Source organism: Sinomonas sp., from assembly GCF_036848755.1.
GTDB lineage: Bacteria > Actinomycetota > Actinomycetes > Actinomycetales > Micrococcaceae > Sinomonas.
This window is the reverse complement of record NZ_DAIUJO010000005.1, coordinates 17,114-38,859: the sequence shown is the minus strand read 5'-3', so window position 1 is coordinate 38,859 and position 21,746 is coordinate 17,114. Positions and strand designations below refer to the sequence as shown.

The window sequence follows — 21,746 nt, the reverse complement described above, 5'->3', positions numbered from 1 at the left end:
CGCATCCTCCGCACGTGTCTGACGCTTCTCATCGGTCTGGTTCTTCGAGTCGTATCGGTGCTCTCGGCCGAGGCGGCCCGGGCCGAGTACCCGGTCAAGTCTAAAGGGCAGGGGGTCCAACGCCCGGCCTAGCATGGTCGAACGCCCGGCCTAGCATGGAGGAATGGAGATGCGAGACGACGGGGGATCCGCGGGCGAACCGCTCGAAGCCCTGCGTCGTCGCGGGATCCTGCACGTTGACATGGATGCGTTCTTCGTGGGCGTGGAGCAGCGGGAGCGCCCCGAGCTGCGTGGCAAGATGGTCATCGTCGGCTTCCCCTCGGAGCGGTCAGTTGTGCTGTCTGCAAGCTATGAGGCCCGTGCCTACGGCGTGCGGAGCGCCATGCCGATGGCGAACGCCTTGCGCCTGTGCCCGCGCGCGATCGTGGTGGAGCCGAGGCACACGCTGTACTACGAGGTCTCGCGTGAGCTCATGAAGCTCCTCGGCGAATTCACCGACCTGGTCGAGCCCCTCAGCGTCGACGAAGCGTTCCTCGACGTCTCTGGGGCGGTCCGCAGGCTCGGGGCGCCCGAGCGGATCGCCGCCTCAATCAAGTCCGCGGTACGGGATCGTTTGGGCCTCACGGCCTCGGTAGGCGTCGCGTCCACCAAGTTCGTGGCCAAGATCGCGTCGGCCCGCTGCAAGCCCGACGGCCTCCTCGTCATCCGTCCGGAGGAGACGGTCCCGTATCTCCACTCCCTTCCGGTCAACGCACTCTGGGGCATCGGAGGCAAGACGGCAGAGGTTCTGGCGCGGCTCGGCATCCATACCGTTGCCGACCTCGCTCACACGCCTGACTCGACGCTCCAACGGATCCTCGGCGCCTCGGGCCTGCACGCCAAGGCCCTCAGCTGGGGGCTCGACGACCGGCGGGTTACACCCGAGCGCGATGAGAAGAGCATCGGCGCCGAGGAGACCTTCGGCGTGGATGTGACCGAGGACGCGGTGCTGCGCCGGGAGCTCCTGAGGTTGGCCCACCGGGTTGCAGGCCGGCTCCGCTCGGCCGGACTCGAGGCGGGAACCATAGCGCTCAAGCTTCGCTATGCCGATTTTTCGACGCTCTCGAGGTCGCGGGCGCTCACGGTCCCCACCGACTCGGCGCAGGTGCTGTTCGAGGAGGGCGCGCGCCTTCTGGCCGGGCTCGGTCCGAGGCCCCAGAGCGTTCGGCTGATCGGACTCCGCGGTGAGCGGCTCGCGCGCGGTGGGGGTGCGGTCCAGCTGAGCCTCGAACGGCGCGACGACAATTGGCGCACGGCAGAACAAGCGCTCGACGCCGTCACCGCGCGCTTCGGACACGCCTCTCTGCGCCCGGCGAGCCTCCTGGACGACGGCGACGATCGGCGTCGTCCGCCCTCTCTTCCGGGCACCTCCTGAGGGCCCGATGGTCCCGCCGCCTCTTTTGGATGAGAACCCGAAAGCATATCCTTAAAAGACCTTGAATATCGGTGAAGCATCGAATCGGCGGGCAGCCGGAGAACTATCACGGACGGGCGGGGCAGCTCGTTGAGCCCCAACTGATGCTCGCGGAACTGGACGTCGGTCCGATGCGTTGTGCTGATGGCGGTCCTGTGTCCGTCGCAGTAAGCATGAAGGAGTCGCGATGCCTCTCTCCGAGCACGAACAGAAGATGCTCGAGCAGCTTGAGAAGCAGCTGCACGAGGAAGATCCCAAATTCGCAGACTCCATGGGGGCCGACGCGCTACGTCGATTCTCGACGCGCCACGTCGTCCTCGGAGTGCTCGGGGGCATCGTGGGGCTCTTGGTCCTGCTCTTGGGCGGGGTCCAATTCTCGAACGTGTTCGTCGGCGTCGTCGGATTTCTCATCATGGGCGCGAGTGTCTACTACGGGACGCTGAGGCGCCCAGGCCGTATGCGCGCTGCCCGCGCAGGGCGGGGAAAGAGCGGATTCCTGTCCCGCCTCGAGGCGCGCTGGGATGAGCGCCGGCGGGAGCAGGGCTGAGGCCCTCAGAGGCCTCCACTTTCCTCCCCGCTTCGCGTCCGGCGCGCGCCACGTAGCTCCGCAGGGACCCGCCTCGTGCGGGTCCCACGGCTTTTAAGGCGTGCTTGGGGGGTGGGGCGCTTCGGCCGCCCCCTGCGCCCCTCCCCGGAACTCCACTGGCGCCCCACTTTCCCCCACCCCGGGTCTCTCGCGAGATTCCGGGGTTTTTACATGTGCATTGTCAGAAGAATGAGCCCGTGTCGCGTTGACGGTGGGGAAGAGTGGAGTAAAGTGGTGGTTGTAAGAGGGAAGTGGGCGGAATAGGGACGTTCAGCTCCTCGGACCAGACGGGTGGTGGTGCCGATGTTGCTCGGTACGCATTCGCCACGCCTGGACGAGAAGGGGCGGCTCATCCTCCCGGCGAAATACCGCGACGAGCTGGCCGACGGGCTGGTTCTGACACGGGGCCAGGAGCGCTGCCTCTACGTCTTCAGCCAGAAAGAGTTCGAACGGATTCACGAGCAGATGCGAGAAGCCCCTATCTCCTCGCGTCAGTCGCGTGACTACCTCCGGGTCTTCCTGTCTGGAGCCTCTGACGAGGTGCCCGACAAGCAGGGGCGCGTCACGATCCCCCAGAACCTGCGGAAGTACGCAGGCCTGGACCGGGACCTAGCCGTGATCGGCGTGGGGACCCGGGCTGAGATCTGGGACGCCCAGGCCTGGGAGGACTATCTCACCGAGAAGGAAGCCTCCTTCTCGGACACCGACGAGGATGCCCTGCCCGGGCTCCTCTGAGGCAACGGTCGGCGGACCGAGATCTCCAGCCGCCCGCGGCCCCGTCCTGGCTCACCTTCCCCGGAGCCAGGGAGGGACCCACGGTGCGGAGGGGGATCCCGGCCCGGCGCTGTACAGGCATTCGGCAGCGAAGGAGGGGAAATGCCGCAGCAGGACGACAACCGGCCGACATCCGAGCGGCACGTTCCCGTGCTGAAGGAACGCTGCGTGGCCCTCCTGACGCCCGGCGTCGACGCCGCGCGGAAGGCCGGGCGCGCCCCCGTCGTCGTCGATGCGACTCTGGGGATGGGCGGCCACAGCGAGGCAATCCTCGAGCGCTTCCCCGACGTGACGCTCGTCGGCATCGACCGCGACGAGCAGGCGATCCGCCTCGCAGGAGCACGCCTTGAACCCTTCGGCCAGAGGGCACGGCTCGTCCACGCGGTCTATGACGAGATCCCCGACGTTCTCGAGGACCTCGGCCTGGACGGCACCGACGGTGTCCTGATGGACCTCGGAGTCTCCTCGCTTCAGCTCGACGAGCGCGAGCGGGGTTTCGCGTACTCGTACGACGCTCCTCTCGATATGCGCATGGACACGAGCCGAGGGCATACCGCGGCGGACGTGGTCAACACGTACTCATTGGAGGACCTCACCCGCATCATCCGGGCCTGGGGCGAAGAGAAGTTCGCCGGCCGGATCGCGCGGCGCATCGTCGAGGAGCGGGCGAGCCGGCCGTTCGGGTCCACGGGCGAGCTCGTGGACGCGATCCGCGCGGTGGTGCCGGCGAGCGCGGCGCGTACGGGCGGGCATCCTGCGAAGCGGACGTTCCAAGCTCTGCGGATCGAGGTCAACGAGGAACTCGATGTGCTCGAACGAGCCGTGCCAGCCGCGGTCGACGCGCTTCGGCTCGGCGGACGGATCGTGGTCATGTCCTATCACTCGCTCGAAGACAGGATCGTCAAGAACGCACTCCAGTCGCGGGCGCGTTCCACCGCGCCGCCTGGATTCCCCGTGGAGCTCGAGGAGCACCGGCCGGAGCTGAAGCTCGTGACGCGGGGCACCGAGGTTCCCACGGCCGAAGAGATCGAAGAAAACCCTCGGGCCGCTTCGGCCCGATTGCGAGCCGCCGAACGCATCAAGATCAGGAGCACACGATGAGCGCAGCAGCCCAGACGAAGGCCATGACGTCGGGCACGTCAGCCGTCGCGGGACGCCCCGCACCGGCGAGTGCGCCACAACGCGCACCCCTTTCGCTCGTCCGCACCCTCCCTGTTCGCCGGCGTGCCCCTTTCGCCATCTTCTGCCTCGGGGTTCTCGCAGCTGCGCTCATCACGGTGCTCGTCCTGAACATCTCCGTCACCACCGGCCAGTACCAGCTCGTCCAACTCCGGAACGAGCAGCTCGGGCTCGAGCAGCAGAACCAGGACCTGCAGCAGCGTGTCCAAAACTACGAGGCTCCCCAGAATCTGGCCGCTCGGGCGGCACAATTGGGAATGGTGGCGGCGACGTCGAAGGGACAGATCGATCTGAAGACGCTCATGGTCACCGGCCAGCCGAAGCCTGCCGAGAAGGGCACGCCGCAGGGCGCGGTCATCGCGGCACCGGAAGTCGCCGGCTACAGCGCGAATCCCGCTCCCTCGGCCCCCGCCTCGGACGCGCTGAAGCAGACCAACGCGGCGGCCAAGGCAACGTCGGCCGCGACCCCGGCGCCGAAGGCAGCGGCGGCGGCCGCCCCGGCCCCGCCGGTGGTGCTGAACGGCGGGACGGTTCCCGCGCCGAAGCAGAAGACGCCCGGCCAGTAGCCTGCCGGCCCGGCCCGGGCAGATGGAACGAGCAAGGGACGTAAGCGTGGCCAAAGCGAGCAAGAGCACGGCGCAGACGGGACGGATGACGGCGGGCCGTGGCCGAGGTCGCTCCGGGAGTCCCATCAGGCTCCCGCACGTCACCGGCCGACTCCGCCTCGGAGTCGGCATCATGCTCGTGCTCCTGCTGGTCATCGGCGGCCGGCTCGTCATGGTCCAGGGGTTCGACATCGGCGGCTACGCCCAGGCCGCGCTCGACAAGCGCCTGCAGACCACCGTCCTTCCCGCAGAGCGCGGCGAGATCCTCGACTCCACCGGCAAGGTCCTGGCCCAGAGCGTCATTCGATACAACATCACCGTCGACCAGACGGTGGCCTCGAACTTCACTGACTATCAGCGCACGGAGAAGGACGGCGACGGAACGAAGCTTGTCACCGTCACCCGGAACCAGGCGATCTCGGACCTGGCGGGCGCACTCGGCATGACGGTGGACCAGGTCAGCGCCGCCGTCACGGGGAGCAGGAAGTTCAACTACGTCGCCCGAAACGTCACCCCTGACGTCGAATCGCGCGTCTCCGACCTGGCCTTCCCGGGCGTCTACTCCGAAGGCACGTCGCAGCGCGTGTACCCCCAGGGCGCGGTGGGCGGCAACCTGGTCGGCTTCGTGGGAAGCGACGGGACCGGTCTCGCGGGGATCGAGCAGACGCAGAACTCGCTGCTCTCAGGCACGGACGGCAAGCGCACGTACGAGATCGGGGCGGACGGCCTGCGGATCCCGGTCGCGACAGATGACCTGACGCCGGCTCAGAATGGCCAGACGATCAAACTCACGATCAATTCCGATCTGCAGTACTTCGCTCAGCAGGCTGTCCAGTCTTCGGTCGACCAGCTCCATGCGGAATGGGGCAACGCGATCGTGATGGACGCCAAGACGGGCGATATCCTCGCCATGGCCGACACGAGTCCGGTCGACCCGAACGACCCCTCGAAGACCCGCGCGCAGGACCGCGGAGTGCGCGCCGTGACAGCGGCGTACGAGCCCGGGTCCGTCGAGAAGGCGCTCACGATGTCAGCGCTCATCCAAGAGGGCAAAGCCAATCCGCTGAGCGAATACACGGTCCCGCCGACCGTGACCGAAGAGGGGCAGACCTTCAGCGACGCCTTCACCCATGGGACGGAGAATCGAACTCTCGCCGGCATCCTCGGCTATTCGATGAACACGGGTACGGTCCTGGCCGGTCAGGCGCTCACGAACCAGCAGCGATACGACTACTTCACGAAGTTCGGAATCGGCCAGGCTCCGGACATCGGCCTTCCCGGCGAGGCATCGGGCATCTTCGCGACCCCCGACAAGTGGGACGTGCGCCAGCAGAACACCATTCTCTTCGGGCAGGGCGTGACCCAGTCGACGCTCCAGACGGTGCGCGCCTATGACGCCATCGCGAACAACGGCACGATGGTGCAGCCTCGGCTCATCGACGGCTATATCGGATCGAACGGCGTCGAGAGCAAGTCGCCCGCCAAGCCGAACACGCAAGTCATCAGCCCGCAGACGGCGCAACTCGTCAAGAACATGCTTGAGAGCGACGTGACCATGGGCGAGGTGAAGGACGCCGGCATTCCCGGGTACCGGGTCGGTGCCAAGACCGGCACGTCCCAGGCGCCCCGGGACGACGGGACGCCCGGCTACGACGGGTACACCGCATCGCTCATCGGCATGGCGCCGATCGAGGATCCGCGCTTCATCGTGGCGGTCGTCATCCAGCGGCCTCAGGGCAACATCTATGGCATCACGCAGGGCCCGGTCTTCCGCAGCATCATGTCCCAGGCGTTGCGGCTCTACAACGTCCCGCCGTCGACGGGAACCCCCGTCGCCTACCCGCAGTACGGCAAGTAGCAGGCTTCGACGAGTGCTGCTCGAGCGGTCGCCGCGGCGCGGGCGGGGCCACCCTGTCCCCGGCCCAGCGGCTAGAGTTGGAATCCCCGAAATGCAACGAAGGTGAATGTGAGCGAGCACGCGAGTTCTGTGGACAAGCCGTCCGCGTCCCACAGGGGCGCAGGGTCGAGGTCCGCCTTCCGTCCACAGCACACTCGGCCCGTACCGCTCGCGAAAGTCGCTGAACTGCTCGGGCTTCCGCACGAAGGCACCGCCGGAGTGGACCTTACGGGAGTGGCGCTCGACTCGCGGAGTGTGGAGCCGGGCGACCTCTATGTCGCGGTGCCAGGCACGGGCCGGCACGGGGCGTCGTTCGTGCCGCCGGCCATCGAGGCTGGCGCTGTGGCCGTCCTGACCGACGAGGCCGGGGCGCATCTCCTCGCCCTCGACGAGGACGAGGCGGTCCCCGTCCTGGTGGTCGGCGACGCGAGGGCAGCCGTGGGGCCCGTCGCGGCGCTCGTGTTCGACAGCCAGCCGGACTCCGGTCCTCGCCCGCTGCTCCTCGGGGTCACAGGCACCAATGGCAAGACGACGACGACCTACTTCGTGAATTCCCTCTTCGAAGCGCTCGGACACCGCACGGGTCTCATTGGGACGATCGAGATCGTGGCCGGCGGAGAGCCGATCCCCAGCCGCCTCACGACCCCCGAGTCGACGGACGTCCACGCCCTTCTCGCCCTCATGCGTGAAAAGGGCGTGACGGCTGCGTCCATGGAGGTCTCCTCGCACGCGATCGAATACCGCCGCGTCGACGGCGTTCGCTACGACGCAGTGGGCTTCACGAACCTGACCCAGGACCACCTTGACCTCCACGTCACCATGGAGGACTACTTCGCGGCGAAGGCCCGGCTCTTCACGCCCGAGCGCGCGACGCGCGGCGTCGTCGTCGTCGACGACCCGTGGGGGCGCCGCCTCGCGGACTCGGCCCCCATCCCGGTCACGACGCTCTCCCTCGCCGGCGCTCCGGCAGACTGGAGGCTTGCGGACAGCCGTCGCGAGGGCCTCGGCACTGCCTTCGAGCTCGCGGGTCCGGACGGCCGAGCCTTGCGGCTTCGAACGGGTCTCCCCGGCGCCTTTAACGTGGCCAACGCGTCCCTCGCCGCCCTCCTGGTCCACGCCGCAGGCGTCCCGCTCGAGCGTATCCAGCGGGCGGCCGACGACGGAGACCCCTTCAGCGTCGAGGTCCCCGGCCGAATGCAGCTCGTGGGCACCCGACCGGCGGCCGTGGTCGACTTCGCGCACAATCCCGATGCGCTCGAGCGGGCTCTCGCCGCCGTGCGCCCTCCCGATGGGACCGGTCGGGTGATCATCGTCTTCGGCGCAACGGGGCAGCGGGATCAAAGCAAGCGCCCCCTCATGGGAGCTGTGGCCGTGCGGGGTGCCGAGGTGGTCATCGTGACCGACGACGACCCCCATGACGAAGATCCTGCGGCAATCCGCGGCGATGTCGCGGAGGGCGCCCGGCGCGAAGACGCCGCAAGGGGGCTCGGCCGGACGATCGAGGAGGTGGCTCCCCGTGCGGCGGCCATCCGCCGTGCGGTCGAGCTCGCAGGGGAGGACGACGTCGTCCTGGTAGCCGGACGCGGCCATGAGGTGTTCCAGGAGGTCAAGGGCGTCAACCACGCCCTCGACGACAGGGTTGAGCTTCGCGATGCCCTGGTGGGCCGTGGATTCCTCAGCCCCGTCGATGAGCAGATAGAGTCCACAACCGATGATTGAGTTCAGCGCGGCGGAGATCGCCCGCATCACCGGCGGGCGCCTTGTCGGCGACCCGCAGACCATCCCGACCCATGTCACGACCGATTCGCGGGAGGTCGTCGACGGTTCGCTGTACGTCGCGAAGCCCGGGGAACGCGCCGACGGACACAGCTTCATCGGGGCCGCGTTCGCGTCCGGCGCGGTCCTCGCGCTGTGCGAACGCGAGGCCGCCGACGACGCGGGCAACCCGTTCCCGTCCGTCGTCGTGCCAGACGCGGTGCTCGCCATGGGAGCGCTCGCGAAGGAGGCCGTGCGCCGGATCCGGGAGAAGCGCGCCGAGCGTGGGCAGAAGTTCACGGTGGTAGGCATCACGGGTTCCGCCGGGAAGACGACAACCAAGGATCTCGTGACGGGGATCTTCCGCTCCACACCGGAAGGCTCCGCGGGTCCGACGTCGACGATCTCGCCCCAGGGCTCGTACAACGGAGAAGTCGGCGTCCCGCTCACGGTCTTCACGGCAGACGAAGCGACCCGCTATCTCGTCATCGAGATGGGCGCGACCGGCATTGGGCATATCCGGTACCTCGCGGACATGGTCGTTCCGGATATCGGTGTCGTCCTGGTCGTCGGCAGCGCCCATGCGGGCGAGTTCGGGGGCGTCGAGAACATTGCGATCGCCAAGGGAGAACTCGTCGAGGCGCTCGCTCCGGAGGGAACCGCCGTCATGAACTACGACGACCCCAGAGTCCGGGCCATGGAGGCCAGGACGACGGCCCGCAAGACGTTCTTCACCGCCCACCCGGATGCGGCCGCCGAGGCCGCGGCGCGGGGGACGCTCGTCGCAGCCGTCGAGAGCCGCACGGACGAGGAGGGCAGGCCCGTGTTCGGGCTGAGCATCGGGGGAGCGGCACCCATCCCGGTCCGCAGCCAGCTCATCGGAGCGCACCACCTCGGCAATCTCCTCGCCGCCGCCGGCGCCGCCAACGCTGCGGGCGTCGAGGCCGAGACCATCGCGGCGTCCCTCTCTGCCCAGGGGGCCGCGAGCCGCTGGCGCATGGAGCGCACCGACCGCGCGGATGGCGTCACGGTGATCAACGACGCGTACAACGCGAATCCCGAGTCCATGCGGGCCGCGCTTCAGACGCTCGCCGACCTCGGCCGCGGGCGTCGCACCTGGGCAGTCCTGGGAGCCATGCTCGAACTGGGCGACGAGTCGATCAGCGCCCACACTGCCGTGGGGACGCTCGTGGTGCGGCTCAACATCGACCGGCTCGTCGTCGTCGGGCGCGAGGCGCGCGCGCTGTACATCTCGGCAATCAACGAAGGCTCCTGGGGCGAAGAATGCACCTTCGTCGAGGACGTCGACGAGGCCTTCTCGCTTCTCGAGCGCGAACTCGAACCCGGCGATCTCGTCCTCGTCAAGTCGTCGAATGGTGTGGGGCTTCGGCATCTCGGCGATCGGATAGCATGGGCCGCGCAGGCTCAGCCGACTGACACCGCGCGAACGGAGCTCATGTGATCGCCCTGCTCATCGGTGCCGGGCTCGCCCTCGTACTCGCGTTTACCGGCACGCCGCTCTTCATCCGGCTGCTCGTCCACAAAGGGTACGGGCAGTTCATCCGGGACGACGGACCGACAAGCCACCACACGAAGCGCGGAACACCGACCATGGGCGGCGCGGTCTTCGTCCTCGCCACGGTGCTCTCCTACTTTCTGGCCCACTTCATTGTGTGGCTCATGCATCCCGGCGCCGGCGGCCCCACCATGTCCGCCATGCTCCTCCTGTTCCTCATGGTCGGCATGGGCATCGTCGGCTTCTTGGACGACTTCATCAAGATCTCGAAACAGCGCAGCCTGGGCCTGAGCGCGCGGGCGAAGCTCATCGGCCAGGGTGCGATCGGCATCATCTTCGCCCTCCTCGTCCTCCAATTCCCGGACGGACAGGGCAGGACGCCGGCGTCCACGATGATCTCGTTCCTGCGGGACATCCCGTGGCTCAACCTGGCGTTCGGCGGTTCGGTCCTCGGCGCCATCCTGTTCGTCATCTGGGCGAACTTCCTCGTGACGGCAGCCAGCAACGGCGTGAACCTCACCGACGGCCTCGACGGTCTCGCGGCCGGGGCATCCATCATGATCTTCGGCGCCTACACCCTCATGGGAATCTGGCAGAGCAACCAGCACTGCGGCTCCGCGCGGGTGCCCGGCTCGGTCTGCTACCAGGTCCGCGATCCGCTCGACCTCGCGCTGCTCGCCGCGATCATGAGCGCCGCGCTCGTCGGATTCCTATGGTGGAACACCTCGCCCGCGAAGATCTTCATGGGCGACACCGGTTCGCTCGCGATCGGGGCGGCGATCGCAGGGTTCGCCATCCTCACCCGCACCGAACTCCTGCTCGGCATCATGGGCGGCCTGTTCGTGCTCATCACGCTCTCGGTCATCCTCCAAGTGGGCTACTTCAAGCTCACAAAGGGGAAACGCCTGTTCAAGATGGCCCCTCTCCAGCACCACTTCGAACTCAAGGGCTGGGCCGAGGTGACGGTGGTCGTCAGATTCTGGATTCTCGCAGGGCTCTTCGTGGCCGTGGCGCTGGCAGTGTTCTATGCGGAGTGGGTGGCTGGACTGTGACCGGAGGCAAGGACTTGCAGGAGCAACGGCGTGAACGGCTCGCATCGCTCAGTTCATGGGACGCCGACTGGTCCGGGCTCCGGGTCGTCGTCACAGGCATCGGGATCTCGGGGTTCGCCGCGGCCGACACGCTCATCGAACTCGGGGCGAGCGTCGTCGTCGTCGACGGATCGGTGACCGAGCGGACCCAGGCGCAGGCGGAGACCCTCCGGATCGTCGGCGCCGTCGACGTGCTGCTCGGCCCCGAAGCGGTGCAGGCCCTTCCCCTCGTCGAGGGGGAGCTGCCGGACCTGGTCGTGACCTCCCCCGGCTGGCGGCCGGATCAGGCTGTCCTCGCCGCGGCAGACCGGAAGCGCATCCCCGTCTGGGGCGACGTCGAACTCGCGTGGCGGGTGCGGTCACGGCGCGGCAAGAAGACGGCAGCGTGGCTCGCCGTGACGGGCACCAACGGGAAGACGACGACGGTGGGCATGGCTGAGTCCATGTTGCGGGCCGCGGGGCTCAAGGCCGTTGCTGTGGGCAACGTGGGCACACCGATCCTCGACGCGATCCGGGAGCCCGTGGACTACGACGCGTTCGTCGTAGAGCTCTCGAGCTTCCAGCTGCACTGGGCCGAGTCGCTCTCACCCGTCGCGTCGGTCGTGCTCAACGTCGCCGAGGACCACGTGGACTGGCACGGCTCCTACGAGAGCTACCTCGCCGACAAGGCCAAGATCTACCGCAACACCCAGATGGCGGCGGTCTACAACGCCGAGCAGATCGAGACCGAGCGGATGGTCGAGGAAGCCGACGTCGTGGAGGGCTGCCGGGCCATCGGCTTCACCACCCACACCCCTGGACTGAGCATGCTCGGAGTCGTCGATGGGCTGCTCGTGGACCGTGCCTTCATCCCGGAGAGGCGTGACCACGCGGCGGAGCTCGCCTCGGTCACGGACCTCGGCGAGATCGCACCCCGCCACATGGTGGCCAACGCCCTTGCAGCCGCGGCCCTCGTGCGTGCCGTCGGGGTAGAGCCGGTCGCGGTCCGCGAGGGCCTGCGGAACTACCTCCCCGGCGACCACCGCATCCAGCCCGTGGCGACGATCGACGGCGTCGTCTGGGTCAATGACTCGAAGGCGACCAACCCCCATGCGGCGAGTGCCTCACTCGCCGCCTTCGGCTCCGTCGTGTGGATCGCAGGCGGGCTCTCCAAGGGCGTGACGTACGACGAGCTGGTCTCGCGGCAGGCGGTCCGACTCAAGGCGGTTGTGCTGATCGGGGTCGACAGCAGCGACCTCTCGGGAGCCCTCGCGCGACACGCTCCGAATGTCCCGGTGATCCGCATCGAGCCGGGCGACACTGAAGAAGACCGGCCCGACGGGGCGACCATCATGGCCCGCGCCGTCGAGCGCGCGGCAGAGGCCGCGGGGACGGGCGACACGGTGCTCATGGCACCGGCGGCTGCCTCGATGGACCAGTTCGCGTCCTACGCGCAGCGTGGCAAGGCGTTCACCGACGCCGTGCGCAGGCTCGCCGAGGGGAAGGCCCAGAGCAAGGAGTAGAGGATGGCCACAGCGCAGCAGGAACGTCCGGCGAGGACAGTCCAGACGCTGTGGGGACGCCTCGAGGGCCCCGGACGGCTTGGGGCGGGCGCCGGCTACTACCTCATCTTGGGCTCAACCCTCGCCCTGACCGCGATCGGCATCATGATGGTGCTCTCGGCATCGAGCGTCGAGAGCATCTCGCTCGGCGAGAGCCCCTACAGCGCGGCGCTCAAGCAGGCTCTCTTCGGTGTCCTCGGCGTCGTCGGGATGTTCGTGATCTCTCGCATCAACGTGAGGTGGCTCAAACGGTTCGCCTGGCCGGGCATGGCTATCACCCTGGTGCTCCTCGGGCTCGTGCAGATCGTCGGCAGCCGGGTCCTCGGCAACCGAAACTGGATCGATGTCGCCGGGTTCAGCGTCCAACCCTCCGAGTTCGCAAAACTCCTTCTGGCGCTGTGGATGGCCACCGTCCTGAACAAGAAGTCCGAACTCCTCGACCGGTGGAGCCACGCCCTTGTGCCGGTCGTCCCCATGGGGCTCCTCGTCGCCGGTCTGGTGATCTGGGGCCACGACCTCGGGACGACGCTCGTGATCCTTCTCGTCGTCACGGCCGGCCTGTTCTTCGGCGGGATCCCGACGCGCATCTTCGTGGCGACCGGGGCCCTCATGAGTGTGGGCGCCGCCGGCTTCGCGGTGACGAGTGCGAACCGCATGTGCCGCATCTACGAATGGCTGGGCCAATCACCGGCGATGTGCACCCAAGGAGCCGACTTCGGGTACCAGGTCCAGAACGGCCTGCAGGGCCTCGCCTCGGGAGGCTGGCTCGGTGTGGGGCTCGGCCAGAGCAGGCAGAAGTACAACTGGATCCCTGAGGCCCAGAACGACTTCATCTTCTCGGTCCTCGGCGAGGAGCTGGGGCTCTTCGGCACGCTGCTCGTCCTGGCGCTCTTCGCGGTCCTCGCGATCGCGATCTTCCGGGTCGTCGTGCGCCAGAAGGAGCTCTTCCCCCGAGTGCTCGCTGGCACGATCATGGCCTGGATCCTCGGCCAGGCCGCCCTCAACATGGCGATGGTCACGGGCCTCCTCCCGGTCATCGGCGTGCCGTTGCCCTTCATCTCGTCGGGCGGCTCGGCGCTCGTGAGCTGTCTGTGCGGCATCGGCGTAGTCTTGTCTCTGGCCCGCGAGGAGATACGACCCGAGGGCAGCGAGCGCCCGAAGCGGATCTTCGGCCGCGCAAAGAGGTCGCAGACGGCGACGAAGCGGAAGGTCACCACGTAGCAATGCCCCTTGAGGACTCCACTGGAATGCCCGCGCACGCGTCATCGTCCGGACTGTCCGTCGTCCTCGCCGGTGGAGGAACCGCAGGGCACGTCAGCCCGCTCTTGGCCATCGCGCAGGCCGTGGTGCGGCGTGAGCCTTCGGCGAAGATCCTCGCTGTCGGCACGGCGTCGGGGATGGAGACGAGGCTCGTACCCCAGGCGGGATTCGAACTGGCGACGATCGATCGGGTGCCCCTCCCGCGCCGCCCCAGCCTCGACCTCGTCCGCCTGCCCAGTCGGCTCGCCCGCGCAGTGCGCCAGGCGACGGAAGTGCTCGAGCGGGCAGAGGCGGACGTGCTGGTCGGAGTCGGCGGCTACGTCTGCACCCCGATGTACATCGCGGCGCGGAGGCGAGGGACCCCGATCGTCCTCCACGAGGCCAACACCCGTGCGGGTCTGGCCAACCGGGTCGGAGCCCTCTTCACCGAACGGGTCGGGAAGGCGTTCCCGGAGACGAAGCTACGGCACGCGCGGCTCGTGGGAATGCCGATGCGGCCCGAGGTGTCCAGATTGGACCGAGAGGCGGTGCAGGGCGATGCCCGGCGTGCGCTCGGACTCGATCCCGAGCGGCCCACGCTCGTCGTCACCGGCGGGTCGTCCGGTGCCCTGAGCATCAACCGGACGCTGGCGGCGTCTTTGGAGGCACTCTCCCGGGAGGGCATCCAGACCCTCCACATCACGGGCCGGGGCAAGGCGGTCAAGGGCGACGACGGCGAGCCCCTCGCCGCCGAGGGCTACCGACAGGTCGAGTACGTCGACGGCATGGAGCTTGCCTATGCCGCGGCCGACCTGCTCCTGTGCCGCGCGGGCGCCGGCACGGTCTGCGAGGTTGCAGCCGTCGGGGTCCCCGCGGTGTTCGTTCCCCTTCCGATCGGCAATGGGGAGCAGGCCCTCAACGCACGCGGCCTCGTCGAAGCCGGCGGGGCGCTGCTCGTTCGGGACGCGGACTTCACTCCGGAATGGGTTGAACGCGAAGTGCTGCCGCTTCTGGCGGACCCCGTGAGGCTCAAGGACATGTCCGAGCGAGCGAAAGCGCTCGGAGTCCGCGACGCGGACGATGCGATGGCGGCGATGGTGATGGAGGCGGCTCAGGCGTGAACGGACAGAACTCGATCCAGGGGGACCCAACCGGCGCGGGCGAGCTCGGCACTGCCCTGGCGGAACTCGGGCGCGTCCATTTCGTCGGCGTCGGTGGTGTGGGCATGTCGGCCGTGGCGCGCGTGATGGTCGCGAGGGGCGTGCCGGTGAGCGGCTCGGATGCCAAGGACCTCCCCGTCTTGGCCGATCTCTCCGCGCTCGGCGCACGGATCGCCGTCGGCTACGACGCGGCCAACCTCGGCGACGCGCAGACGGTCGTTGCCGGGTCGGCGATCCGGCCCGACAACCCTGAACTTGCCGAAGCCCGGTCCCGTGGCCTCCGCGTCCTGCACCGCTCCGAAGGGCTGGCCGCAGCCATGGCCGGGAGCCGTGTCCTCGCGGTGGCCGGAACCCACGGCAAGACGACGACGACGTCGATGGCCACGTGGATGCTGCGCGGCGCGGGCCTCGACCCGAGCTTCGCGATCGGGGCCAACATCCCGGCCCTCGGTGTCAACGCCGCTCACGGGGCGGCGGACATCTTCGTGGCGGAGGCCGACGAGTCGGACGCCTCGTTCCTGAACTATCGGCCCCTCGTCGAGGTCGTCACGAACGTCGAAGCCGATCATCTGGACCACTACGGCACCGCGGAGGCTGTCCGGGCCGCCTTCGACGAGTTCGCAGGGCTTCTGCCCTCCGAGGGCCTGCTCGTCGCCTGCGGAGACGACCCTGGCGCTCGAGGAGTCGCGGAAAGGCGGCGAACGGCGCTCGGCGGCCGTCCGCGCGTCCTCCTCTACGGGACGTCAGCCGACGCCGACGTGCGGCTCGTCGCGCAGCACGGCGCGTCGCCAGGATGGGAAGTGGAATGGGAGGGAGGCACCGTTCCGCTTCCCCTCACAGTGCCCGGAACCCACAACGCGCTCAACGCGGCGGGCGCGTTCGCCGCCGTCGTCGTAGGGCTCGGGGCGGACCCCGGAGCCGCGGCCGCCTCGCTCGCGACCTTCAGCGGCGCGGCGCGGCGGTTCGAATTCAAGGGCCAGGCGCGCGGTGTCCGGGTCTACGACGACTACGCCCACCATCCGACGGAGGTGCGCGCGGCGCTGGGTGCGGCGCACGCGGTCGCGGGGGAGGGGCGCGTGCACGTCATCTTCCAGCCACATCTGTTCACCCGCACGCGGGAGTTCGCCCGGGACTTCGCAGCAGCGCTTTCGGCGGCTGACACAGTGCGTGTGCTGGACATCTATCCTGCCCGGGAGGATCCGATTCCCGGCGTGACGAGCGAGCTCGTGGCCAATACCCTCCCGGAAGGCTCCTACGCGCCGTCGGCGGAGAAGGCGGTCGCCGAGCTTGCCGCCATCGCCGCGCCCGGAGACATCCTGCTCACCGTCGGTGCGGGCGACGTCACGGCCCTCGGACCGGCCCTCCTGGCGGCGCTGGAAGGCTCGGGCCGGAGAAGGGGGGCGGAAGATGGCGCCTAGTCCACGGAAGCCGGGGGTTCCCCGGCTGGGGTCCTCAGGGTCTCCGACGTCTAGCCCGTCGACTGCGGAGGACCACGGCGGGACGTCCTTCGACGAGCCGCCGCTCGTCGCCGGCGGCAGCGAAGACCCGGGCGGCAGCCGGATCTCGCTCGGCCGTTCGGCCAAGGTCACCGTGCTTCATCCCGTCGACGCCTCCGATGCCGGCACCCGAGATGCCGAGGTCGGGGACGCCGTCGACGGCTCCGATGATCGGCCCAGCCGTGCCGCGCGGCGACCTGCGCCCGTGCTCGCCTTCCCTGTTCCGCGTGCGAAGCGAGTCCGGCGCCGGGCCATCCTCGCCGTCGTCTCCATCGTTGCGGTGGTCGCGGCCGTCATGGCACTCGCCGTCTTCAGCCCCGTGCTGGCGGTCCGCACGATCACCGTCGAGGGCACGAAGATGCTGGCCCCGGCCCAGGTCCAAGCAGCCCTTGCGCCACTGCGGGGCAGGCCGCTGCCGCTCGTCACTCCCTCCGACGTGAGCCGCCTCGTAGCACCGATCGTCCAGGTCAAGTCTGTCGAGAGCCGGGCAGTCCCGCCGAACACGCTCCTGGTCACAGTCGTCGAACGCGTGCCGGTAGCTCTTGTGAAGCAGACGGACGGATACTCCGTGGTCGACGGGGACGGAGTCCAGATAGCGACGGCGAAGGACCCGTCGGCCTATCCCGTGCCGGTCATCGACCCGCAGGGCGCCCACATGTCGCACGACACTTTCCTGGCTGTCACCGGGGTGCTTTCGGCCCTCCCGGCGGACGTCCTCGGTCAGCTGGCCACGGCCTCGGCCGAGTCCGTGGACTCGGTGCAGCTCAAGCTCTCCAACGGCCAGACGGTTGTCTGGGGGAACGCTCAGGACCGCGACCTCAAGGCCAAGGTGCTCCAAGCGCTCATGAAGAGCGCACAGAATCCGGCGCAGGGCCAGGCCCCCGTGAACGTCTTCGATGTCAGTACGCCGTGGCATCCCGTGACGCGATAGGGCGCGACACAATGACGGCGACACGCTGTCATGGTCGTTGCGCCTGCGAATCCCGGGAAATACCGTCTTCACCAAGAGCTAGTTGACATAACTATAACCTTCCAGTTGAGGGTTAAGGTTGTGGGATCCAGCCTCTTGCAGAACTAGCAGGCTTTCGAACAAGGGACACTCAACGTGGCAGCACCGCAGAACTACTTGGCCGTCATCAAGGTCGTCGGCATTGGCGGCGGTGGCGTGAACGCAGTCAACCGCATGATCGAAGTCGGTCTGCGAGGTGTGGAATTCATCGCCATCAACACGGACGCCCAGGCGCTGCTCATGAGCGACGCGGACGTCAAGCTCGACGTCGGCCGCGAGCTCACCCGTGGTCTCGGCGCCGGCGCCAACCCGGAGGTCGGTCGCCAGGCGGCGGAGGACCACGCGGACGAGATCGAGGAGGTCCTTCGCGGGGCCGACATGGTCTTCGTCACCGCAGGCGAGGGCGGCGGAACCGGCACCGGCGGTGCGCCGGTCGTCGCACGGATCGCCCGCTCGCTCGGTGCGCTCACGATCGGCGTCGTCACGCGCCCCTTCACGTTCGAGGGGCGCCGTCGCGCAACGTCGGCCGAGAATGGCATCGAGGCGCTCCGCGACGAGGTGGACACGCTCATCGTGATCCCCAACGACCGGCTGCTCTCGATCAGCGACCGCAACGTCTCCGTCCTTGATGCGTTCCGCTCCGCCGACCAGGTCCTCCTGTCTGGCGTCCAGGGCATCACGGACCTCATCACGACCCCCGGCCTCATCAACCTCGACTTCGCCGACGTCAAGTCCGTCATGCAGGGTGCGGGCTCCGCGCTCATGGGTATCGGCTCCGCGCGGGGCGAGGACCGCGCCGTGAAGGCCGCCGAGCTCGCCATCGCGTCGCCGCTGCTCGAGGCGTCGATCGACGGCGCACACGGCGTGCTCCTCTCGATCCAAGGCGGCAGCGACCTCGGCCTCTTCGAGATCAACGAGGCGGCGCGTCTCGTCCAGGAGGTCGCGCACCCCGAGGCGAACATCATCTTCGGCGCCGTGATCGACGACGCGCTCGGCGACGAAGCGCGCGTGACGGTCATCGCAGCCGGCTTCGACGACGTCAAGGCCACGTCGCCGTCGCTCGAGGACACGAAGGCCAAGGCGGCGCCTCCCGCCCCGGCCGGACCGCCGTCGTCCGCCCCGCAGCAGGCCCCGACGCGCCCGGTCGCCCAGCCGGCGCAGACCCACGGCGGTCTCAGCCAGTGGAGCCAGTCCCACACGACGCCCGCCGACTCCGGTTTCGACGTCGAACTGCCCGCCGTGGTCGAGCACGACCTCACCGGCTCGCGCGACGACCTCGACGTGCCCGACTTCCTCAAGTGACCCAGCGCACGTCCGGGCAGGGCCCGGAAGGCGCCGTCGCAACGGACATCTTCTGGTGGCGCCGGGACATCCGTCCCGGCGTCACTGCCGCCTTCACCGCCGTCGCCGCAGGCAACCTCGCGTTCCACGTCGGCTCGGACGACGACGCCGTGCGCCGCCACCGGGCGTCGCTCGCGGCGGCCGTCGGCACCGAGCGCGTGCAGTACATGGAGCAGGTCCACGGGGCAGAGGCCGTGTGGGCGGAAGAGAGTGGGGACGCTCCGGTTGCGGACGCGCTCCTCTCGGCCGGCGTTCCGGTGGCGGTCATGGTCGCCGATTGCGTGCCCATCCTGCTTGCGGGCCACTTCGACGACGGGCGCCCGGCGCTGGGCGCGGTCCATGCTGGCCGCGTCGGGCTGGCCGCGGGCGTGGTCCCTGCTGCTGTGGAGGCACTGCGACGGCGCGGAGCGGCGGACCTCGAGGCCTGGCTGGGGCCGAGCATCTGCGGCCGCTGCTACGAAGTTCCCGCCCCGCTGCGTGACGAGGTCTCGGCGCTCGCGCCGGGGACGGCCTCGGCCACCTCGTGGGGCACGCCCGCGCTCGACCTGCCCGCCGGCGTCGAACGCCAGCTCGCCGGATTGGGGGTTGCGGTGCACAAGGAGGCCGTTGGCTGCACGCTCGAGGAGGCGCGGCTGTTCTCGCACCGCCGTGCACCCGGGGAAGGTCGGTTCGCCGGCGTCGTGTGGTCGCATGGCTGAGGCGCCGACCCTGCCGACGGACGAACGCCGTGCCGAGCTCGCGGCCAACCTGGCCCGGGTGCGGGAACGGATCGAGGCCGCGTCGCGTGCCGCGGGCCGCGACGCGGCCCCCCAGCTCATCGTGGTCACAAAGTTTCATCCGGCGAGCGACGTCCGTGCCTTGGCCGGACTCGGGGTCACGGAGGTGGGGGAGAACCGCGACCAGGAGGCATCCGCGAAGGCCGCCCTGCTCGGCGATCTCCACCTTTCGTGGCACTTCATCGGACAACTCCAGACCAACAAGGCCAAGAGCGTCGTGCGGTACGCCGACACGGTCCATTCCGTGGATCGGCCGGCTCTCGCCTCGGCGCTCGCCAAGGCCGCCGGGTCCGACCGGGCGCGTGAGGGTCGCCCTCCGCTCGCGTGCCTCATCCAAGTGAACCTGGACCAGAATGCGGCGCCCGGACGAGGGGGCGCACTCCCTGCCGACGTCCCGTCCCTGGCCGACCTCATCGCCTCCTCTCCGGCGCTGCGGCTCGCGGGCATCATGGCGGTGGCCCCGCTGGGAGAGGAACCGGCTCGTGCGTTCGCGCGCCTTGCTGACTGTGCGGCTGAACTGCGAAAGAGCCATCCGCGTGCGACGATGGTGTCTGCAGGCATGAGCCAGGACCTCGAGCAGGCGATTGCGGCAGGTGCGACACACGTTCGGATCGGTACGGATGTGCTCGGTCCGCGGCCCCGCGTGTTGTAGCGTCGAAGAGTCGGGACCTTCAGGGCCGGGACCCGGTGCACGAGGACCGCGCGGCCCGAGTACAGGAGTCGAGCATGGCCGGAGTTATGCGGAAGACCATGGTTTACCTCGGCCTCGCGGACAGCGATGAGCAGTTCGAGGCTGAGCCCCAGAACGCCCGCACGGAAGACGTACGTACGGAAGAGGACAAGCCGGTGCACACCGAGCGTGAAGAACGCCGTCAGGCGCTCGCCACCCGCGAGCCTGCTGCTGCCGAAGTAGAGGAGTACCGGGCCCCCGTGACCCCCATCAAGCGCGCTGCCGCGGTCCGCGAGGACTCTGGCCTCCGCCAGATCACGACCGTGCATCCCCGTTCGTACAACGACGCCAAGGTGATCGGCGAGAGCTTCCGCGAAGGCATTCCCGTGATCATGAACGTCACGGACATGGGCGAGGCCGACGCGAAGCGACTCGTGGACTTCTCGGCTGGCCTCGTCTTCGGCCTCCACGGCAGCATCGAGCGTGTCACGAACAAGGTCTTCCTTCTGACGCCCACGACCATCGAAGTCCTCGGCGAGGACAAGAAGGTCAGCGACGGGCAGGCCACCTTCTTCAACCAGAGCTGAGTTCCGTGAGCATCCTGTGGGCCGTCGTCTATCTGCTCCTCGAGCTGTTCTTCGTGGCACTCCTGGGGCGCTTGGTCTATGACTGGGTGCAGTCCTTTGCGCGGTCGTGGCGGCCGAGAGGCGCTTCGCTCGTCGCTGCGAGTGCGATCTACACGGTGACGGATCCGCCGATGAGACTTTCACGGCGCCTTCTCCGGCCAGTCCGGATCGGTTCGATGAGTCTCGATCTCGGCTTTATCGTCCTGGCGATTGTTGTCAACATCGCTATGGCAATCGTTAGGAATCTCGCGTAGGTTCATAGCAGAGTCCCGACGCCACGAAGCGGCATGATGCCGCGGAGTGGAGCGTGCGGGCGCAAGTCAGTTACGGTAGTCAAGGTGGCGCAAGCCCCTGACTGACTAGACCAAAGAGGTGAGCAGATGGCTCTGACGCCAGAAGATGTCGTCAACAAGCGTTTCCAGCCGACGAAGTTCCGCGAGGGATACGACCAGGACGAGGTTGATGACTTCCTGGACGAGATCGTCATCGAGCTTCGCCGTCTGAACCAGGAGAACGACGAGCTTCGCAAGAAGGTCGCCGAGCTCACCTCCAAGGGCGGCGCTGCTGTTCCGGCGGAGAAGCCGGCCGCCCAGGAGACGAAGCCCGCTGAGGTCGCAAAGCCGGAGCCGACGCCCGCCCAGGCTCCGGCCCCCGCTCAGGCGAATGTGAACCAGACGGCCGAGTCGGCCGCAGGCCTCCTTGCGATGGCACAGCAGATGCACGACAAGCATGTGCAGGACGGCATCGACCAGCGGGACAAGATCATCGCCGAGGCCCAGATCGAGGCGAGCAGCCTCGTCAACGAGGCCCAGGAGAAGTCCCGCAAGACGTTGGGCGCCCTCGAGCAGCAGCGTTCGGTACTCGAGCGCAAGGTCGAGCAGCTCCGCGGATTCGAGCGCGACTACCGGGCACGCCTCAAGGCCTACATCGAGGGTCAGCTCCGCGATCTCGACGCCCGTGGCTCGGTCGTGTCGAGCGAGATCCCCGACAACGCCGAGGTCTGACAAGCGAAGTCCCGAGCCGGCGGCCGCG

20 protein-coding genes are annotated in these 21,746 nt (G+C 68.6%); all 20 read left to right on the top strand.

The annotated features are described in order from the left end of the window. Positions 1-163 precede the first annotated feature (163 nt). Positions 164-1,414: a DNA polymerase IV gene (gene dinB / locus V7053_RS01530; protein ID WP_334170495.1), complete on the top strand. Its 1,251-nt coding sequence runs from the start codon at positions 164-166 to the stop codon at positions 1,412-1,414. 226 nt (positions 1,415-1,640) lie between these two features. Further along, positions 1,641-2,000 (top strand): DUF3040 domain-containing protein, encoded by a 360-nt coding sequence (locus tag V7053_RS01525; RefSeq protein WP_334170494.1) that lies wholly within the window; start codon positions 1,641-1,643, stop codon positions 1,998-2,000. A 342-nt stretch (positions 2,001-2,342) separates the two neighbouring features. Beyond that, positions 2,343-2,774, top strand: coding sequence for a division/cell wall cluster transcriptional repressor MraZ (mraZ, locus tag V7053_RS01520; RefSeq protein WP_334170513.1), 432 nt, complete (start codon positions 2,343-2,345; stop codon positions 2,772-2,774). Between the two features lie 141 nt (positions 2,775-2,915). Continuing rightward, complete coding sequence (rsmH, locus tag V7053_RS01515; protein ID WP_334170493.1) at positions 2,916-3,914, top strand: 16S rRNA (cytosine(1402)-N(4))-methyltransferase RsmH; 999 nt, start codon at positions 2,916-2,918, stop codon at positions 3,912-3,914. Further along, positions 3,911-4,558, top strand: coding sequence for a hypothetical protein (locus tag V7053_RS01510; protein WP_334170492.1), 648 nt, complete (start codon positions 3,911-3,913; stop codon positions 4,556-4,558). Before rsmH ends, V7053_RS01510 begins: the two co-directional genes overlap by 4 nt. An 85-nt stretch (positions 4,559-4,643) precedes the next feature. Further along, positions 4,644-6,455 (top strand): peptidoglycan D,D-transpeptidase FtsI family protein, encoded by a 1,812-nt coding sequence (locus V7053_RS01505; protein ID WP_334170512.1) that lies wholly within the window; start codon positions 4,644-4,646, stop codon positions 6,453-6,455. Between the two features lie 108 nt (positions 6,456-6,563). Beyond that, positions 6,564-8,213, top strand: coding sequence for a UDP-N-acetylmuramoyl-L-alanyl-D-glutamate--2,6-diaminopimelate ligase (locus tag V7053_RS01500; RefSeq protein WP_443022481.1), 1,650 nt, complete (start codon positions 6,564-6,566; stop codon positions 8,211-8,213). Next, positions 8,206-9,711, top strand: coding sequence for a UDP-N-acetylmuramoyl-tripeptide--D-alanyl-D-alanine ligase (locus tag V7053_RS01495; protein ID WP_334170491.1), 1,506 nt, complete (start codon positions 8,206-8,208; stop codon positions 9,709-9,711). Before V7053_RS01500 ends, V7053_RS01495 begins: the two co-directional genes overlap by 8 nt. Further along, positions 9,708-10,817 carry a phospho-N-acetylmuramoyl-pentapeptide-transferase gene (gene mraY, locus V7053_RS01490; protein ID WP_334170490.1) on the top strand — a complete coding sequence of 370 codons (1,110 nt, stop codon included), beginning with the start codon at positions 9,708-9,710 and terminating at the stop codon, positions 10,815-10,817. The genes V7053_RS01495 and mraY overlap by 4 nt, the downstream gene beginning before the upstream one ends. Then, positions 10,814-12,358 carry a UDP-N-acetylmuramoyl-L-alanine--D-glutamate ligase gene (gene murD / locus V7053_RS01485; RefSeq protein ID WP_334170489.1) on the top strand — a complete coding sequence of 515 codons (1,545 nt, stop codon included), beginning with the start codon at positions 10,814-10,816 and terminating at the stop codon, positions 12,356-12,358. The genes mraY and murD overlap by 4 nt, the downstream gene beginning before the upstream one ends. Before the next feature lie 3 nt (positions 12,359-12,361). Beyond that, positions 12,362-13,618: a putative lipid II flippase FtsW gene (gene ftsW / locus V7053_RS01480; protein WP_334170488.1), complete on the top strand. Its 1,257-nt coding sequence runs from the start codon at positions 12,362-12,364 to the stop codon at positions 13,616-13,618. Positions 13,619-13,644: 26 nt separating this feature from the next. After that, entirely contained in the window at positions 13,645-14,757 is a 1,113-nt protein-coding gene (murG, locus tag V7053_RS01475) for an undecaprenyldiphospho-muramoylpentapeptide beta-N-acetylglucosaminyltransferase (protein WP_334170487.1), read from the top strand. Beyond that, positions 14,754-16,214, top strand: coding sequence for a UDP-N-acetylmuramate--L-alanine ligase (gene murC / locus V7053_RS01470; RefSeq protein WP_443022479.1), 1,461 nt, complete (start codon positions 14,754-14,756; stop codon positions 16,212-16,214). Before murG ends, murC begins: the two co-directional genes overlap by 4 nt. Beyond that, positions 16,204-17,223, top strand: a complete 1,020-nt coding sequence (locus V7053_RS01465) for an FtsQ-type POTRA domain-containing protein (RefSeq protein WP_334170486.1) — start codon at positions 16,204-16,206, stop codon at positions 17,221-17,223. Before murC ends, V7053_RS01465 begins: the two co-directional genes overlap by 11 nt. Positions 17,224-17,397: 174 nt before the next feature. Then, positions 17,398-18,603 carry a cell division protein FtsZ gene (ftsZ, locus tag V7053_RS01460; protein ID WP_334170485.1) on the top strand — a complete coding sequence of 402 codons (1,206 nt, stop codon included), beginning with the start codon at positions 17,398-17,400 and terminating at the stop codon, positions 18,601-18,603. Then, positions 18,600-19,340 (top strand): polyphenol oxidase family protein, encoded by a 741-nt coding sequence (locus V7053_RS01455; RefSeq protein WP_334170484.1) that lies wholly within the window; start codon positions 18,600-18,602, stop codon positions 19,338-19,340. The genes ftsZ and V7053_RS01455 overlap by 4 nt, the downstream gene beginning before the upstream one ends. Beyond that, positions 19,333-20,070: a YggS family pyridoxal phosphate-dependent enzyme gene (locus V7053_RS01450; protein ID WP_334170483.1), complete on the top strand. Its 738-nt coding sequence runs from the start codon at positions 19,333-19,335 to the stop codon at positions 20,068-20,070. The genes V7053_RS01455 and V7053_RS01450 overlap by 8 nt, the downstream gene beginning before the upstream one ends. Before the next feature lie 74 nt (positions 20,071-20,144). Beyond that, positions 20,145-20,675 carry a cell division protein SepF gene (locus V7053_RS01445; protein WP_334170482.1) on the top strand — a complete coding sequence of 177 codons (531 nt, stop codon included), beginning with the start codon at positions 20,145-20,147 and terminating at the stop codon, positions 20,673-20,675. A gap of 5 nt (positions 20,676-20,680) precedes the next feature. Next, positions 20,681-20,968 carry a YggT family protein gene (locus V7053_RS01440; RefSeq protein ID WP_334170481.1) on the top strand — a complete coding sequence of 96 codons (288 nt, stop codon included), beginning with the start codon at positions 20,681-20,683 and terminating at the stop codon, positions 20,966-20,968. 126 nt (positions 20,969-21,094) lie between these two features. Beyond that, positions 21,095-21,718, top strand: coding sequence for a DivIVA domain-containing protein (locus V7053_RS01435; RefSeq protein WP_334170480.1), 624 nt, complete (start codon positions 21,095-21,097; stop codon positions 21,716-21,718). Positions 21,719-21,746: the final 28 nt, after the last annotated feature.